Annotated in this window: 17 protein-coding genes; 5 read left to right on the top strand and 12 right to left on the bottom strand. The window is 74.9% G+C overall.

The window, feature by feature from the left end; genetic code table 11:
* Positions 1–153 precede the first annotated feature (153 nt).
* Positions 154–612, bottom strand: coding sequence for a DUF5709 domain-containing protein (locus ONA70_RS03080; RefSeq protein ID WP_265004775.1), 459 nt, complete (start codon positions 610–612; stop codon positions 154–156).
* A gap of 41 nt (positions 613–653) precedes the next feature.
* On the bottom strand, positions 654–1,067 hold the full coding sequence (locus ONA70_RS03075) for a MerR family transcriptional regulator (protein WP_265004774.1): 414 nt from the start codon (positions 1,065–1,067) through the stop codon (positions 654–656).
* Positions 1,068–1,157: 90 nt separating this feature from the next.
* Here ONA70_RS03075 and ONA70_RS03070 point away from each other — a divergent pair, with 90 nt between their 5' ends.
* Positions 1,158–1,583 carry a hypothetical protein gene (locus tag ONA70_RS03070; RefSeq protein ID WP_265004773.1) on the top strand — a complete coding sequence of 142 codons (426 nt, stop codon included), beginning with the start codon at positions 1,158–1,160 and terminating at the stop codon, positions 1,581–1,583.
* A gap of 26 nt (positions 1,584–1,609) precedes the next feature.
* On the opposite strand, the gene ONA70_RS03065 is transcribed toward ONA70_RS03070, so the two are convergent.
* Positions 1,610–2,686 (bottom strand): alanine racemase, encoded by a 1,077-nt coding sequence (locus ONA70_RS03065; protein WP_265004772.1) that lies wholly within the window; start codon positions 2,684–2,686, stop codon positions 1,610–1,612.
* A gap of 100 nt (positions 2,687–2,786) precedes the next feature.
* Here ONA70_RS03065 and ONA70_RS03060 point away from each other — a divergent pair, with 100 nt between their 5' ends.
* A complete protein-coding gene (locus tag ONA70_RS03060) occupies positions 2,787–3,545 on the top strand; it encodes a peptidylprolyl isomerase (RefSeq protein ID WP_265004771.1) in 759 nt (252 codons plus the stop codon).
* A gap of 49 nt (positions 3,546–3,594) precedes the next feature.
* On the opposite strand, the gene ONA70_RS03055 is transcribed toward ONA70_RS03060, so the two are convergent.
* Complete coding sequence (locus tag ONA70_RS03055; protein WP_265004770.1) at positions 3,595–3,984, bottom strand: nuclear transport factor 2 family protein; 390 nt, start codon at positions 3,982–3,984, stop codon at positions 3,595–3,597.
* Between the two features lie 131 nt (positions 3,985–4,115).
* Between ONA70_RS03055 and ONA70_RS03050 the strand changes: the two genes are divergently transcribed.
* Positions 4,116–4,934 carry a helix-turn-helix transcriptional regulator gene (locus ONA70_RS03050; protein ID WP_265004769.1) on the top strand — a complete coding sequence of 273 codons (819 nt, stop codon included), beginning with the start codon at positions 4,116–4,118 and terminating at the stop codon, positions 4,932–4,934.
* A gap of 3 nt (positions 4,935–4,937) precedes the next feature.
* Here ONA70_RS03050 and ONA70_RS03045 read toward each other — a convergent pair whose 3' ends face one another.
* From ONA70_RS03045 to ONA70_RS03035, 3 genes are read right to left on the bottom strand one after another with little or no spacing between them, the layout of a single operon-like run.
* On the bottom strand, positions 4,938–5,465 hold the full coding sequence (locus tag ONA70_RS03045; protein WP_265004768.1) for a hypothetical protein: 528 nt from the start codon (positions 5,463–5,465) through the stop codon (positions 4,938–4,940).
* Positions 5,462–6,121 carry a 4'-phosphopantetheinyl transferase family protein gene (locus tag ONA70_RS03040; protein WP_265004767.1) on the bottom strand — a complete coding sequence of 220 codons (660 nt, stop codon included), beginning with the start codon at positions 6,119–6,121 and terminating at the stop codon, positions 5,462–5,464. The genes ONA70_RS03045 and ONA70_RS03040 overlap by 4 nt, the downstream gene beginning before the upstream one ends.
* Positions 6,118–6,951 (bottom strand): metallophosphoesterase family protein, encoded by an 834-nt coding sequence (locus ONA70_RS03035; protein ID WP_265004766.1) that lies wholly within the window; start codon positions 6,949–6,951, stop codon positions 6,118–6,120. Before ONA70_RS03035 ends, ONA70_RS03040 begins: the two co-directional genes overlap by 4 nt.
* Before the next feature lie 211 nt (positions 6,952–7,162).
* On the opposite strand from ONA70_RS03035, the gene ONA70_RS03030 reads away from it, so the two are divergent.
* Positions 7,163–7,993, top strand: a complete 831-nt coding sequence (locus tag ONA70_RS03030) for a hypothetical protein (protein WP_265004765.1) — start codon at positions 7,163–7,165, stop codon at positions 7,991–7,993.
* On the opposite strand, the gene pip is transcribed toward ONA70_RS03030, so the two are convergent.
* From pip to ONA70_RS03010, 4 genes are all read right to left on the bottom strand, one after another.
* Complete coding sequence (gene pip, locus ONA70_RS03025) at positions 7,952–8,920, bottom strand: prolyl aminopeptidase (protein WP_265004764.1); 969 nt, start codon at positions 8,918–8,920, stop codon at positions 7,952–7,954. The two genes, ONA70_RS03030 and pip, sit on opposite strands and share 42 nt — an antisense overlap.
* Positions 8,921–8,963: 43 nt before the next feature.
* Positions 8,964–9,338 (bottom strand): SH3 domain-containing protein, encoded by a 375-nt coding sequence (locus tag ONA70_RS03020; protein WP_265004763.1) that lies wholly within the window; start codon positions 9,336–9,338, stop codon positions 8,964–8,966.
* A gap of 78 nt (positions 9,339–9,416) precedes the next feature.
* Positions 9,417–9,665: a hypothetical protein gene (locus tag ONA70_RS03015; RefSeq protein ID WP_265004762.1), complete on the bottom strand. Its 249-nt coding sequence runs from the start codon at positions 9,663–9,665 to the stop codon at positions 9,417–9,419.
* A gap of 138 nt (positions 9,666–9,803) precedes the next feature.
* Positions 9,804–10,673, bottom strand: coding sequence for an alpha/beta fold hydrolase (locus tag ONA70_RS03010; protein ID WP_265004761.1), 870 nt, complete (start codon positions 10,671–10,673; stop codon positions 9,804–9,806).
* Between the two features lie 141 nt (positions 10,674–10,814).
* Here ONA70_RS03010 and ONA70_RS03005 point away from each other — a divergent pair, with 141 nt between their 5' ends.
* Positions 10,815–14,066 carry an AfsR/SARP family transcriptional regulator gene (locus ONA70_RS03005; RefSeq protein ID WP_265004760.1) on the top strand — a complete coding sequence of 1,084 codons (3,252 nt, stop codon included), beginning with the start codon at positions 10,815–10,817 and terminating at the stop codon, positions 14,064–14,066.
* A 122-nt stretch (positions 14,067–14,188) separates the two neighbouring features.
* Here the strand turns inward: ONA70_RS03005 and ONA70_RS03000 are convergent, their stop codons facing one another.
* Positions 14,189–15,652 carry a hypothetical protein gene (locus ONA70_RS03000; protein WP_265004759.1) on the bottom strand — a complete coding sequence of 488 codons (1,464 nt, stop codon included), beginning with the start codon at positions 15,650–15,652 and terminating at the stop codon, positions 14,189–14,191.
* Positions 15,653–15,665 lie beyond the last annotated feature (13 nt).

The following is a 15,665-nucleotide window of genomic DNA, read 5'->3' as shown; positions in this document are numbered from 1 at the left end:
TCGACCGCTCGCAACCTTCAACTGGATCGGACCGGCCTCCCCGGCGCCGAGCCCGACGACCGGCCCGGGCGGGCGCAGCCGGAGGTTCCGGGATCGTGACCGGATCCGTCGAGCCCCCGGCGCCGAGCGCCTGAGGTGGCGCGGTTCGTGGCCTCAGCGCAACGGGCCGTCGCCCGGGCCCTCCGGGTCGTCGACCAGGTGGACCGCGGCTTCCTCCGCGCTGGCCCCGCCGCCGTCGATCCCGGCGTCCCAGGCGAACGAATCCGCCTCCTGATCCTCGCCGAAGGCCGCGTCGGGGGCGACCAGGCGCCCCGTCCGCGCCTCCCGCTCGTACCCGCGGCGGGTCAGCTCGTCCTCGTCGTCGTCCGGCTCGGCGTACGGGTCGATGTCCGGCTCCTCCTGGGCGAGCAGCTGCGCGAGGGACTCGCCGGCCCGCTCCTCCGCCGGGGTGGTGCCGAACCGGTTCGCTCCCGCCCAGCGATCCGCCGGGGCGATGCCGGTGTCGAGGGGATCGCCGACGCCGTCGTCGAGGGTGTCCGAGGCGTCCAGGACGCCGTCGTCCTCGGCCACGTTCCATTCGTCGGTGAAGTCCGTCCGCTCGGTCTGGCTCATGGCGCTCCCTCCCTGCTCACAGCGCGGTACCGACCCCCAGCTTAGGGCCGTCCCGGTGATGACGAAACCGTAGCCCGGCGGGGCCCGGTGTTCCCCTCCGGGCTGGCCGGACGCAACGGACACCCGGTGTCGGCGCGGGCGGTGAGGTCGTCGCGCAGGGCGGCGAGTTCGGCCATCCGGGCGTCGATGACGGCGATCTTCTCCCGGAACAGCGCCGACAGCGCCGCTGCGGTGTCGGGCGCGTCGCGCAGTTGCTCGCCGGTCCGGGCGATCTCCGCCAGCGAGAAGCCGAGGAGCTGCGCCGTGCGGACGTAGTGCAACCACTCCACCGTCTCCGGCGGGAAGTCGCGGTAGCCGTTCGGCAGCCGCCGGCCCGCGACCAGGCCGACCTTCTCGTAGAAACGGATGGTGTCCGTGCTCGTACCCGCTCGCGCGGCCAGTTCCCCGATACGCATGGCACCCCGCCGGCTCGTGGACTTGACCTTGGAGCGTACTCCAGGGTTTAGCGTCGGGCATCCCCGCAGCCCGACCAGCAGGAGGTCGTCGTGCACCCCCGTCCCGCCTACCTTCGTCTCGTCCGCGCGAGCGCCTGGTACGACCTCGTCGTCACCGCGGGCTTCGCGACGCCGTGGACCTACGCACTGCTGCACGACGCGCTGTCACGGCTCGGTAACGCCCTCGGACTGGGCGTGCTGCCCGCCCTTGACCCGGTGCAGACTCTGTTCGCGAACCTGATGGGCTCGGTCGTGGTCGTCTGGGCCCTCCTGCGCATCGTCCGGACGCGGCCTGTGCACGGACTGTTCGATGGCATCGCGCGCACGCTGTTCGCGATGTGGCAGGCGTACGCGCTGGCCCAGGGTGTCACCCGGATGCTGTGGCTGTTCCTCGCCGTCGAGGTGCTGTTCGGCCTCGCCCAACTCCTGCCCTGGTGGGGGAGGCGTCACCCGGCTGCGCCGTCGACGTACCGGTGATCAGGACCTTCGCCGCGCCGTACGCCTCAGGTGTTGGCGCCGCGGGCGGCGACGGCCCAGCGGTCGATCTCCCGACCGCCGGACACGACGACGAACTCGTCGGCGAGGTTGACCGCGGCGCACACGTGGTTGGGCGCCACCCGGACGACGTCGCCGAGCCGCACGGTGGGCTGCCCCTCGGGGAAGGTGACCGTGGCGTGATGCTCGGACAGCGCGGTGATACGGGCCTCGGGGTGGTCGGGCAGCCGACCGGCCCCGGTTGCCCAGGCGGCCTGGTCCGCGCCGAGGACCTTGCCGCCGGCGTCGAGGATGACACGCGACCCGGACCTGCTCACCACGGTCGCGGCGATCGTCAGCGCCACGTCCGACCAGTCGCAGCCGCCCAGCTCGACCTGCTGCGCGTCGTTGAAGACGTAGACCCCGGGACGCATCTCGGTGAGTGCGCGGGGGTCCGCCGCCGCCGCGGTGGGCGTCGACCCGCCGCTGCGTACCCGGGGATCGATGCCGACGGCGGTGAGCGCCGCCGTCGCCCGGTCCAGCGCGGCGGCCTCGTCGGCCGCCGCCGAATCCCGCCGGCCCGGCGCGTAGCCGTGGCCGGGAAAGGTGAAGACGCCGCCGACCCGGGCGCCGCCTCGGGCCGCCGCCACGGCCACCTCGCCCGCCGCCTCCGGCCGTACCCCGCTGCGGTGATGCCCGCTGTCGATCTCGACGAGCAGTTCGGCGCCGGTTCCGCGCAGGGCGTCGGCGAGGAGGGCGGCGGCCTCGGTCGAGTCCACCCCGATCCGCAGCGACGCGCGCTCGGCGAGCGCGCGCAGCCGCCGGGCGCGGGCCGGCGACGCCCAGATCGGGTACGCGATGAAGAGGTCGGTGAACCCGGCCTCGGCGAGCACCTCGGCCTCGCTGATGGTGGCGATGGTCAGGCCCACCGCACCGGCTTCCCGCTGGCGGTGGGCGATCTGCAGGCACTTGTGGGTCTTGGCGTGCGGCCGAAGCGCGATCCCGCGTGCGGCGGCGCTCGCCGCCATCGCCCGCACGTTGCGGTCCAGCACGTCCACGTCGACTACCGGATACGGCGTGCTCAGCTCACCGGGCAGCACAGACATGCCCATGATCCTGCCATCGACGGTCGGCGGTCATCGACATCGGCCCACCAGGTCCATAGACTTCGATCTTTCTGGTCCCACGAGTCCAGGGAGGACCCACGTGTCGAGCGACACCCGACCGCACGCCGTCCCGCCGCTGCTGTCCCGCCTGGCCGGCGTGGTGGTGATCTCCGCCGCGCTGGTCACCACCGGGGGCGCCGCCGCGACCGCGGCGCCGGCCGTCACGCCGGCGCCCACGGCGGGGCCGTGCGCGTACACACCGACGCCGGATGAGCCGGCGGCCCGGCCGGTGCCGCTGCCGCCGGACCCCCGACACACGCCCGACCACGGCGCGGTCCGGGTCACCCTGCACACCAACCAGGGGCCGATCGGGCTGACCCTCGACCGGGAACAGGCCCCGTGCACCGTGCAGAGCTTCCTGCACCTGGCCCGACACGTGTTCTACGACCGGACGCCGTGCCACCGGCTCACCGCGTACCCGACGCTGAAGGTGCTGCAGTGCGGCGACCCGTCCGGCACCGGCGAGGGCGGCCCGGGCTACCGGTACGCCGACGAACTCCCCACCGACCTGCCGCCGGCGCCGACCGACCCGACCGGGGTCCGCCGGCTCTACGCCCGGGGCACCCTGGCCATGGCCAACGCCGGACCGGACACCAACGGCAGCCAGTTCTTCCTGGTCCAGTCCGACTCGGCGCTGCGCCCCAACTACACCGTCTTCGGCACCGTCGACGAGGCCGGGCTGGCCACCCTGGACCGGATCGCGGCCGGCGGGATCGCCGCCACGCCGGAGGACCCGGCGCCGATCGACGGCGCGCCGGCCCTGCCGGTGGAGATCCACCGGGCCAAGCGGGGCCACTGAACCCCGACCCGGCGGGGCGGACCACCGCCCCGCCGGGATCGTCGCGGGGTCAGTGGTGGGCGTGCGGGTCGAAGCCTTCCGGCGCCCGGTCCAGGAACGCCGTGATCTCGCTGATCCGGCCGTCCGCGTCGAACACCAGCACATCGGTGCCGGTGGCGAAGGACTTTCCGTCACCCACCTCGATCTCCCACAGCAGCCGGCCCCGGTCGTGGTGGAACTGCGGCTCGCCACGGCGCTGGAACACCGCGTCGGTCATGTGCCCGGTGAACTGGTCGTGGAAGCCGATCAGCGCCTGGCGGCCGGTGAACACCCCGATCACCGCGTGGTACCGGACGTCGTCGGTGAACGTCTCCGCGGCGAGTTCCTGCTGCTCGTCGGGCTTGCCGGTGTTCCAGAACCGGACGTAGCGCTCGACGGTGGCCTGGTACGCGGATGTCATGGTGGTTCCTCCTCGTGTCGACGGTGCGGTGCGGCGGCTGCCACACCTGGAACCGTGCGGCCCCGACCCGGTCGGCGTCGATTACCTGGGAGGTCATTGCCCCGTGCCGCGTTACGCGTGAGGCTGGTGCCATGACCAGGACCGAACCGGTGGGCGTGTTGATTCGGCGCTGGCGGGAGCGGCGAGGCCGCTCACAGCTCGACGTGTCGGTCTCGGCCGAGCTGTCCACCCGGCACCTCAGCTTCGTCGAGACCGGGCGGGCCAACCCGAGCCGCGGCATGATCGAGCGGCTCTGCGACGAGCTGGACGTGCCGCTGCGGGAGCGCAACACGCTCTACCTCGCCGCCGGGTTCGCGCCGGTGCACCCCGAGCGGCCGTTCACCGACCTCGGCGCCGCGCGGGCCGCCGTGGAGGCCGTCCTCGCCGGCCACGAGCCGAATCCGGCGCTGGCCGTCAACGTACGGTGGGAAATGCTCGCCGCGAACCGCACCATGGCGGTGTTCCTGCAGGGGGTGCCGGAGGAGCTGCGGACGCCACGGGTCAACGTGCTGCGCGCGACGCTGCATCCGGACGGCCTGTCCCGGCGGATCGTGAACCTCGCGCAGTGGCGGGCGCACGTGCTGCGCCGGGTCCGCCGCCAGCTCGCCCGCACCGCCGCCGAAGGCTTGGCCGAGCTGCTGGCGGAACTGGAGAGTTACCCGGCGCCGGAGCCGAGCCCGGTCGCCGCCGCGCCGGCCGAGGATCTGGTCGTCCCGCTGCGGCTGGCGACCGAGTACGGCGAGCTGGCGCTGCTCTACACGATGACGATGTTCGGTTCGCCCCGGGACGTGACGCTGGACGAGATCTCCATCGAGACGTTCTTCCCGGCGGACGCCCCGGCGGCCGAGCTGCTCCGGGCCGTGGCGGCCATGGCCGACGAGCCCGCGCCCCTGGCCGAGAGCGTGGGCTAGCTGTCAACTCTGCTGGTAGTTGACGGCGGCGAGGCCGCACGGCGCGTGCAGGTGGAGGTAGTAGGCGCCTTCGCCGAAGTCGAGGTCGGCGCCGCCGACGAGGCCGACGTAGTCCATCGGCTCCCCGCACGCCGGGCAGCCGACGTGCTCCGCGTCCTGGATCCACTGCGGGTGGCCGCCGAGCGTTGACCCGCCCTCGTGCCAGGCGCTGGCCTGGTAGGGCGTGGCTCGGCGCGGCCCGACGGCAGGCAGCAGCGTGGGCGGGTCCTCGGTGGAGCGCGGCAGCCAGCTCGGCGGCGTGTTCTGCGGTGACCAGACCGCGCCGCCGTCCGGTGTGACCTGGACGTACAGGGTGGTGTAGCAGGAGCACAGGTGGCAGGTGGTGGGCCGTAGCCGCCCCTGCCAGCCGGTGTGGGCCAGCGCCGCCGCGACGCGCGGATCCTCCGCCCCCCCCAACGCCGTAGCCCGGCCGCCGACCTGGCAGAGCTCCTGACGGCGACTGGACGCCCGCCTGGACAGGGGGTCGGTCAACAGGGCACGGTCACGGCCGTGACGATCAGGCCGCGGGCGACCAGCCAGCGGCCGTGCAGCTCGGTCAGCGGCGGCCCGCCGTCGGCGCGGGTGCCGTCGACCAGCACCCGGGCGGTGAAGGTCCCGGCGGCGGGGTCGATGGACAGCTCGGCGTCCTCGAAGCCGAGCCAGCGCCCGGTCAGCGGGTACCACGCCTTGTAGACCGACTCCTTGGCGCTGAACAGCAGCCGACCCCAGTGGACGGTCGGGTTCCCCCGGCCGAGCCGGCGCAGCAGCTCCGGCTCGCCGCGGACGGTCACCGCCGCACCCACCCCCTCGGGGAGGATGTCGTGCGGTTCCGCGTCGATGCCGACGGCGGCCAGGTCGGTGTCCCGGGCGACCGCCGCCGCCCGGTAGCCGGCGCAGTGGGTGATGCTGCCGACCACCCCGGCCGGCCACACCGGCTCCCGGCGAGGGCCGGAGCGGATCGGAGCCGGGGCGTGGCCCAGCTTGCCCAGCGCCTCGCGGGCGCAGCGGCGGGCGGTGACGAACTCGCGGCGGCGAATCTCCACGGCCTTGGCGACCAGGTCCTCCTCGCCCGGGTACGGGGCCTCGCCGGGGATGTCGGAGAAGGCGTGGACCGTCACGACGGCCGGGGGCAGCAGGGTCTCGATCACTGCTTGCCGCCCAGGATCCGGCGCATGGGCTGAGGCTCGTCGCCCCTTCTGCGCCACTCGCGCGGGTAGCCCAGCGACACCTCCTCGAAGCGCACCCCGTCGTACTCCGTGGTGCGGGGGATGTGCAGGTGCCCGTAGACGGCGGCGACCGCCCGGTGCCGGACGTGCCAGTCGGCGGTGCGCTCGGTGCCGCACCACTGGGCGAACTCCGGGTACCAGAGGACCTCGGTGGGCTGGCGCACCAATGGCCAGTGGCTGACCAGGACGGTCGGCAGGGCCGGGTCGACGGCGGCGAGCCGGCGTTCGGTCTCGGCCAGCCGCGCCCAGCACCAGGACTCCCGGTCCGGGTACGGGTCCGGGTGCAGCAGCACCTCGTCGGTGCACACCACCCCGGCGTCGTACGCCCGGCGTAGCGACTCCTCCTTGCTGCTGGTGCCCGGCGCGCGGAACGAGTAGTCGTAGAGCTGGAACAGCGGGGCCACCACCACCGGCCCGTCCTCCGACTGCCAGACCGGGAAGTCGTCCTCCGGGGTCAGCACGCCGAGGTCACGGCACATCGCCACCAGCGCCGCGTAGCGCTCCTGCCCGCGCAGGGTCACCGGGTCGGACGGGTGCGTCCACAGCTCGTGGTTGCCCGGCGCCCAGATCACCTGGGCGAACCGGTCGCGGAGCAGCCGCAACGTCTCCTCGACCGCGCCGAACAGTTCGGCCACGTCACCGGCCACGATCAGCCAGTCGTCCGCCGACTCCGGCTGCAGGCGGTCGACCACCCTACGGTTCTCCTCGTACGACACGTGGAGATCACTGACCGCGAACAGCGAACCCGTCACGCGGATGATCCTGCCACCGGCGGTGGTGGCTGGGTAGATCACGAGGGGGCGCCCGGACGACGGAAACCCGACCGCTACGGGCCGAGCAGGGGTGAACCAGACGCCCGCACGGGGCAGAATGGGCCGCATCGGTGTCGCGACCCCGGCGGCGGTGCAGGGCCGTACGGGCTGAAACGTCGACTCTTCACGGAAGGGACGACGGATGCACCCGATGCTGCGTCGACTCGACGACCTCGCCGTCCACCTCGCCGCCCGGCCGGACACCCTGGCGCTGCTCGGCCTCGGGTCCGCCGGTGCCGAGCACGACCGCCTCGACGCCCACTCCGACCTGGACTTCTTCCTCGTCGTGCGGGACGGGGCGGTGGCCCGGTACGTCGACTCGGTCGACTGGCTGGCGGTGCCCTGCCCGGTGGCGTACAGCTTCCGCAACGAGCGGAACGGACGCAAGGCGCTCTACGCCGACGGCATCTTCGTCGAGTACGCGGTCTTCACGGTCGACGAGTTGGCCCGGCTGCCGTTCACCGGCGCCCGGGTGGTGTGGCAGCGCCCCGACGCGCCCGCCGGCCTGGCCGAGTCCGGTCCGCCACCCCGGCCCGGCACGCCGTACGACACCGTCGAGTTCCACCTCAACGAGGCGCTGACCAACCTCTACGTCGGCCTGCACCGCGAGCTGCGCGGGGAGCGGCTCACCGCGTCGCGGTTCATCCAGTCGTACGCGGTGGACCGGGTGCTCGCGCTGCTCCGGCTGACCGCCCCCGAGGCGACCGCGCACCGGCGGGACCCGTTCGACCCCAGCCGCCGGGTGGAGCGGGCGTACCCGCCGGAGGTGCTGCCGCTGGCGGAGATGGTGCCCGGCTACCAGCGCAACCGCGAGGCGGCCCGGGTGACCCTGGAGTGGTTGGCGGCGCGCTTCCCGGTGGACCCGGTGATCGGCGACGCGATTCGCGCGCTGCTGGCCGCAGAGCACAGCGTCCAGCAACTGAGCGGAGCGCCGGCTCGCTCAGCCGGCGAGCCGGACGGCGAACTCGTCGGTGGCGCGTAGCAGTTCCCGGGCGATGCCCGGCTCCGCCGCCGAGTGCCCGGCGTCCGGCACGATCCGCAGCTCCGCCTCCGGCCAGCGCCGCGCCAGGTCGTACGCGGACACGGTTGGGCAGCACAGGTCGTAGCGGCCGTTGATGATGACGGCGGGCAGGTGGCGGATCCGGTCCACCCCGTCGAGGAGTTGCGTGTCTGCGCTGAGGAAGCCGCCGTGCCAGACGTAGTGGGAGAGGATCCGGGCGATCGGCAGGGCGTGCGCGTCGGCGGTGAAGTGCGCGAGCAGGCCGGCGTCCGGCACCAGCGAGGAGTTCACCGCCTCCCACCGGCCCCACGCCGCCGCGCAGGCCCGCGCCTCCGCCTCGTCCGGTCCGTGCAACCGCCGGTGGTACGCGGCCAGCACGTCGTCCCGCTCCGGCTCCGGGATCGGCGCGACGAACCGGTCCCACTCGTCCGGCTGGAGGTGGCGCAGGCCGCCCTGGTAGAACCAGTCCCGCTCGGTGCGGCGCATGAGCAGGACGCCGCGCAGGATCAGGCCGGTGACCCGGGTGGGGTGGGTCTGCGCGTACGCCAGGCCGAGGGTGACGCCCCACGACCCGCCGAACACCAGCCACGAGTCGACCCCGAGCCGCTCGCGGATCACCTCCATGTCGTCGACCAGGTGCCAGGTGGTGTTGCCGCGCAGGCCACCCGCCGGCGTGCTCCGGCCCGCGCCCCGCTGGTCGAACAGCACCACGCGGTAGCGGTCCGGGTCGAAGAACCGCCGGGCCGCTGGCACGAGGCCGCCGCCGGGGCCGCCGTGCAGGAAGACCACCGGCACGCCGTCCGGCCGGCCCACCTCCTCCACGTACAGCTCGTGGCCGTCGCCGACGGCCACCCGATGCGTGGCGTACGGCTCGATCGGCGGGTACAGGATCGGCTCGATGGTGTCCATGTCGAGCCATCCTGCCCGCTCGTCGCGGCCGGCGCGGGGACGGTCAGCAGGCGATGCCGCTGCCGAGGCCGTCCAGCAGGGCGTCGGCGACCCAGCCGGACACCCCGGTCGTGGTGTCCTTCAGGTAGGTCCAGGTGTAGGTGGTGTGGCCGTTCGCGCTCACCCGGTCGCCGTTGGTGAAGCAGTGGAAGTCCACGCTGTGGCTGAACTGCCCGTAGCCCAGGGAGGGGCAGCTCGTGTGCGGGCCGGTGCGGATGTTGACGTTGCTGGCGTTGAAGAGCTGGCCGAATTTGGTGTCGACGTTCTCGTGGTAGTGGCTGCAGGTGGCACTTGCCGGCGCCGCCGCGCTGACCACCGCGACACCCGTGCAGCCGACGGCCAGTGTGGCCGCCGCCGCGATCGAGGAAATCTTCCGCACGTCGATCAACCCCCCGAAGTCAGAGACACACGCAAAGTGATCAAATATTGACATGCCTCAAGGTCCAGGGCAAGACCCTCAGGGCGCCGGTTGCGCGACGCGGGTGCGGTCCGGGATTGCCATGTGGACCGTTGCCGCGGAACGCCGGGCGGCGAGCGCGAACCAGAGCACCGGGACCAGGAAGACGCCGGCGCCGAGCACGGTGCCCACCTGGGCGAGCTGCCCGGCCCGGACGAACGCCCGGCCGACCCGCGCCACCCCGATCTCGTCGGCGGCCCAGGCCTCCAACGCGCCGTCGACGCAGACCGCGCCGACCGCCCAGACCACGTTCGCGGCCAGCAGCGCCGACGCCGCTGAGGACGAGGAAGAGACGGTACGCGGGCACGCGGGACTCCCGGGACGGGTGGCGGTGCCCGGTGCCGGAGGTGCGGCCCGTCTCCCCCCGGCACCCGTCAACGCGGTTGCTCACCGGGCCAGCAACGCGCGCAGCTCCTTCACCACCTCGGCCGGAGCTTCCTCCGCCATGAAGTGCCCGTACGGGACCGGCACGTGCCGCAGGTCCGTGGCCCAGGCCCGCCAGAGCGCCGCCGCGTCGAAGCCCAGCGCCGATCCCCAGTCCTGCTGGAGCACGGTCACCGGCATGCGCAGCCGATTCCCCGCCGCCCGGTCGGCCCGGTCGTGCTCGACGTCGACGCCGGCCGACGCCCGGTAGTCGGCGACGATCGAGGGCACCGCCGCCCGGCAGGCCCGCAGGTAGGCGGCCCGGACGTCGGCGGGGATCGCGTCCGGGTCACCGGCCCAGAGGTCCAGGAAGTAGCCGAAGAAGGCGTCCGGGGCGGCCCCGATCAGCTGCTCGGGCAGGCCGGGCGGCTGCGCCATCAGGTAGAGGTGGAATCCGACGGCGGCGGTCACCCCGTGCATGACCTCCCACATGTCGAGGGTGGGCAGCACGTCCAGCGAGGCCAGGTGGGTGACCACGTCCGGGTGGTCCAGGCCGGCGCGGATGGCCACCAGGGCGCCCCGGTCGTGCCCGGCCAGGGCGAACCGCTCGTGCCCCAGCGCCCGGGCGAGGGCCACCACATCGGCGGCCATGGTGCGCTTCGCGTAGGCCGTGCCGTCCGTGTCGACGGGCTTGTCGCTGGCCCCGTAGCCCCGCAGGTCCGGGCAGATCACGGTGTGATCGGCGGCCAGATCGGCGGCGACGTGCCGCCACATCAGGTGGGTCTGCGGGAACCCGTGCAGCAGCACGATCGGGCGGCCGGTGCCGCCGACCGCGGCGTGCAGGGTGACGCCGTCGGCGACGGGGACGCGGTGTTGGTCGAATCCAGGGATCATCGGTGTCACGAGAGGTCCTCTCCGGGTGTCGTCTGGTCCGGGTCGACCATGACCGGGGCGGATGAGCAGCGGATCAGTGTCGGATGAGTGCCCTGGCCGGAGCGCCGGTCCGCCGGCCGGGGCCTGCCTAGAGTGGTCGACGTGACCAGCCGGCCGAGCGCACCCAGGGTGACCTTCGGCGTGCTCGGGCCGGTGGTGGCCGCCGACGACCGGGGCCCCGTGCCGCTGAAGGGCACCCGGCCGCGCGCGGTGCTGGCGCGCCTGCTGGTCGCCCGGGGCCGGGTGGTGCCGGTCGACCGGCTCGTCGGCGACCTCTGGGCCGAGCCGCCGGAGGGCGCGGTCGCGGCCGTCCGGACCTTCGTCGCGGACCTACGCCGGGCCCTGGAACCCGACCGGCCGCCGCGGCAGCCGGCCCGACTGCTGGTCACCGCCCCACCCGGGTACGCGCTGCACGCCGCCCCCGAAACGGTCGACGCCGGCCGGTTCGAGGCGGCGCTCGGCGAGGCGGGCGAACTGCGGGTGGCCGGGCGGGACGAGCGGTCGCTCGCCGCGCTGGACGACGCGCTCGCCCTCTGGCGCGGACCCGCGTACGCCGAGTTCGTCGACGCGCCCTGGGCACGGGCGGAGATCGACCGGCTGGACGAGCTGCGGACGCTGGCGGTCGAACGGCGGGCCGAGGCGCTGCTGGCGCTGGGCCGCGGTGCCGAGGCCGCCTCCGATCTGCGCGCCCACACCGCCAACCACCCGTTCCGGGAGGAGGCGTGGCAGTTGCTCGCCGTCGCCCTCTACCGGACGGGCCGGCAGGGCGACGCGTTGGCCGCGCTGCGGCGGGCCCGGGAGGTGCTGGTGGCGGAACTCGGGGTGGACCCCGGCCCGGGGTTGCGCCGGCTCGAGGCCGACATCCTGGCCCAGGCTCCGCACCTCGACGCGCCCCTGGCGCCCCCGCCCGCGGTCGGACGGCCCGGATCGGCGGTCGCCCCCGCCGTCGAGCCGCCGCCGGGCCGTCGCGTCCGACCCGTCATGGGGCCGCTGCCCAGGGTGGGCGCCGCCGCCGAGCAGCCCGGGCACCGGCGGCCCTTCGTCGGGCGCGGCGCCGAGCTGGCCGCGTTGGCCGGGCTCGCCGAGGAGGTGGCCCGGCACGGCCGGCCGGCCCTCGCCCTGGTCTCCGGGGACGCGGGCGCCGGCAAGACCGCGTTCGTCGAGGCGCTCACCGACCGACTTGTCGAGGCCGGCTGGACCGGCGCGTGGGGGCGGGTGCCCGAGTACGAGGGCGGTCCCGCCACCTGGCCGTGGACGCAGATCGCCGCCGCGCTGCCCGGCCCGCACGGGGCGCCGCCCGCCGAGCCAGCCGAGGAGCCGGCCGTGGCCCGGTACCGGCTGCACGAGATCGCCGCCGGGCAGCTGACCAGGGCGGCGCGGCAGGCCCCGGTGCTGGTGGTCGTCGACGACCTGCACCGGGCCGACGAGGACACCCTCGACCTGCTGACCGCCCTGGTCACCGGCCCCGCGCCGGTGACCGGACCGGTGCTGGTGGTCGGCACCTACCGGGCCACCGGGATCACCGCCGAGCTGACCTCGGCGCTCGCCCGGCTCGCCGGCGCCGAACCCGTCCGGGTCTATCTGGGCGGGCTGTCCGAGGCCGAGACCGCCGACCTGGTCCGGGCCGTTGCCGGGATGCAGCCCGACCCGGCCGCGGTCCGCGTGCTGCACCGGCGCAGCAGCGGCAACCCGTTCTTCGTCCGGGAACTGGCCCGGCTGCTCGCCGTGGCAGGCGCCGCCGCGCTGGACACCGTCCCGGCCGGCGTGCGGGACGTCATCCGGCACCGCCTGGCGCAACTGCCCGAGCCGGCCCGTACGGTGCTCCGGCAGGCCGCGGTGATCGGCCGGGACGTCGACGCGGACGTGCTGGCCGCCCTCGTCGGCGAGGACGCCATGCTCGACGCCGTGGACCGGGCCGTACAGGCCGGGTTCCTCACCCCGGACGGCACCCGGTTCAGCCACATTTTGGTCCGCGACACCCTCTACACCGACGTGTCGGCACCGCGCCGGGCCCGCTGGCACGCCGCCGTCGGGGCGGCGCTCGAGCGGCTGCGGCCGGAGGACGCCGTCGCCCTCGCCCACCACTTCGGACAGGCCACCGGTCGGTCCGCCGCCACCCGCGCCGCCCGCCACGCCCGGGACGCGGCGGCACGGGCCGAGCGCCGCTACCGCCCCCACGAGGCGGCCCGGCTCTGGCAGCAGGCCGTCGCCGCCCACGACCGGGCCGGCGGCGACGACGTACGCGGTCGACTGGCCGCGCTCATCGGCTGGGGCCGCAACCTCGCCGTCACCGGCCACCTCGACCGGACCCGGCGGCTGCGGGCCGAGGCCGTCGCCACCGTGGACCGGCTCGACGACCCCGGGCTGACCGCCGACGTGCTGGCCGCCTTCGACGTGCCGGCGGTCTGGACCCGCAACGACGACGAGGAACTGTCCCGGCGGATCGTCGCCGCCGCCGCGAGCGCCCTCGTCGCGCTCCCCGCCGACCCGGCGGAACGCCGCAGCCGGCTGCTCAGCACCCTCGCCCTCGAACTGCGCGGCAGCACCACCGACCGGGGGCGACGGGCGGCGGCCGAGGCGGAGGAGATCGCCCGCGAGGTGGGCGAACCGGCGCTGCTGGCCTTCGCCCTCAACGCCCGGTTCATGCACACCTTCTGGCGGACCGGCCTGGCCCCCGAACGGGCCCGCATCGGCGTCGAACTGGTCGACCTGGCAGCCCGGCACCACCTGTTGACCTTCGAGGTGCTGGGGCACCTCATCGCGCTGCAGGCACACTGCGCGTACGCCGACCTGGCCGCCGCCGACGCGCACGCGGCCGCCGCCGACCGGCTCGCCGAGCGGTACGACCTGCCGCTGGTCGGCGTCTTCACCGCCTGGTACGCCGCCCTGCGCGAGGCGGTGCAGGGACGCCGGGCGGAGGCGGAGGCCGCGTATCGGGCGGCGGCGGGTCGACTCGACGGCGGTCAGATGCCCGGCATGGCCCCGGGACTGCTTCCGTTCGCCCTGCTCTGCCTGCGGCTGTCCACCGACGAAGACCTCCGGCCGGCGCTGGTCGACGGCCCCGACTGGGGCCCGTACGAGCCGTGGGTGCGACCGCTCGCGGCGCTGACCGCCGGCCGCCGGGACGAGGCCGCCGAGGCGCTGCGATTCCTGCCGGAATCGCCGCACGACCTGCTGCGCGAGGCGCGGCTCTGCCTCGCCGCCCGGGCGGCCGTCGCGCTGGCGGACCGGGCCGCCGCCGCCCGGCTGTACGACGAGCTGCTGCCCGCCGCGGATGAGCTGGCCGGCGCCGGCAGCGGCGTGCTCACCGCCGGCCCGGTCGCCCGGTACCTGGCCGCGCTGCGCCGCACCTGAACCGGCCTTCGGATCGTCGCCCGGAGACCATGATGGAGGCCGCGTACGGCGGAGCGGAGACGACGATGAGCCGGCCGGCTCCTGACCGGCGCCCGGGGCGGGGCGCCGGTCAGGGGGCGTCGTCAGGCGTTGGCCGGGATCCCGGTGTCCGGGCCGGCGGTAAGTTCGCCGGTGATCTCCACCTCCGGGGCGTGCCGCGGGGCCGGCGGGCGAACCGCGAACGCGTTGAAGCTGGGACCGTCCAGCGCCGGCCGCTCGGGGACGGCCTCCAGGGCAGGTCGCTCCGCAGCGGGTACGGCGGGACGCTCCGCCGACGCGGTAACCACCGGCTCGTCCAGCGTTCGCGCCGTCACCATCGGGTACTCGGCGGTCTCCGCGCCGCCCGCGGCGGCCGCCATGACCGCCGCCGCGGCCAGGTCGGCGACCCGCTTCGCCTCCCGCTGCACCCGGGCCCGGGTCTCCTTGGCATGCTGCTCGGCCAGGTCCGCCGCGCGGCGCGCGTCGTCCAGTCGCTTGGTCTCGGCGGCCAGCTCCCGGCGCACCTCGACCAGCCGCTCCTCCAGCGCGGCGCCCTCCCGCTCGACCGTCCCGATCTCCTGCTGGCTTCGCTCCAGCTCCTTGGCGACGGTGTCCAGCTCGGCCTGCAGCTGCGCCAGCGTCTCCTGCCGCTGCTGGATCTCCTGCTGCACGGTGGACAGCTGCTCCTGGTGGGACGCGGTCTCCTCGTCGGCCCGTTCGCGGACCTCGGTGGCGTACTGCTGGGCCTCGGCGACCAGGGCGGCGATGTCCCGCTCGGCGGCGCTGGCCCGGTCGGCCAGCTCCTGCTCGGCGGCGGCCCGCCGCTCGTCCAGCTCGCGGGCCATGGTGGCCTGCCACTGGGCCAGCTCCTGCTGGGCCTTGCTCCGGGTGGCCTGTACCTCCTGCTGGATCTGGGTGCGGGCCGCCTTCACCAGCGCCTCCGACGCCGACCGGGCCTGCTCCACCTGCTGGGTGCTCTGCTCGGCGATCCGTTTCGCCTCCTGCTGTGCCCGCTCGTGAGCGGCCTGCCCCTCCGACCGCAGTTTCTCCGCCAGCTCCCGGATCGCGGTCAGCTCCGCCTGCGCGGCGGTCCGCCGCTCCTCGTCCGCCCGCTCCGCCTCGGCGCGGCGGTGGGACAGCTCCTCCTCCAGCTCACGCCGCTCCCGGGCCGCCTCCTCCTGGGCGGTGGCCAGCACCTTCTCGGCCTGGGCCTGCAGGTCGGCGGCCCGCTTGCCGGCGGTCTCGGCGATCTGCCCGGCCTGCCGCTCGGCCAGGTCGAGGATCTGGTCGACCATCGGGCCGAGGTCGCGGAAGGACGCCCGGTCCACCTCCGCCGGCCGTTGCCGCAGCTCGGCCGCCTCGGCCTGGACCCGCTGCAGCTGCGCGGTCAGCTCCCGCGCCTGCGCGTACGCCCGGTCCCGGCCGGCCACCACTGCGGACAGTTCGCCGTCCAGCTGCTCGACGTACCGGTCCACCTGGCGTTTGTCGTAGCCACGCAACGCCGTCTCGAACCTCGGCCGCCCGGACACGTCGTCGTGCGGTGCGAACGGTTCCTCGCCGTTGGACATTCGCCATCCTCCG

This window comes from Micromonospora yasonensis (assembly GCF_026013475.1).
GTDB classification, from domain to species: Bacteria; Actinomycetota; Actinomycetes; order Mycobacteriales; family Micromonosporaceae; genus Micromonospora; species Micromonospora yasonensis.
The sequence above is the reverse complement of the archived record's forward strand: the minus strand, read 5'-3'. Positions and strand labels throughout refer to the sequence as shown.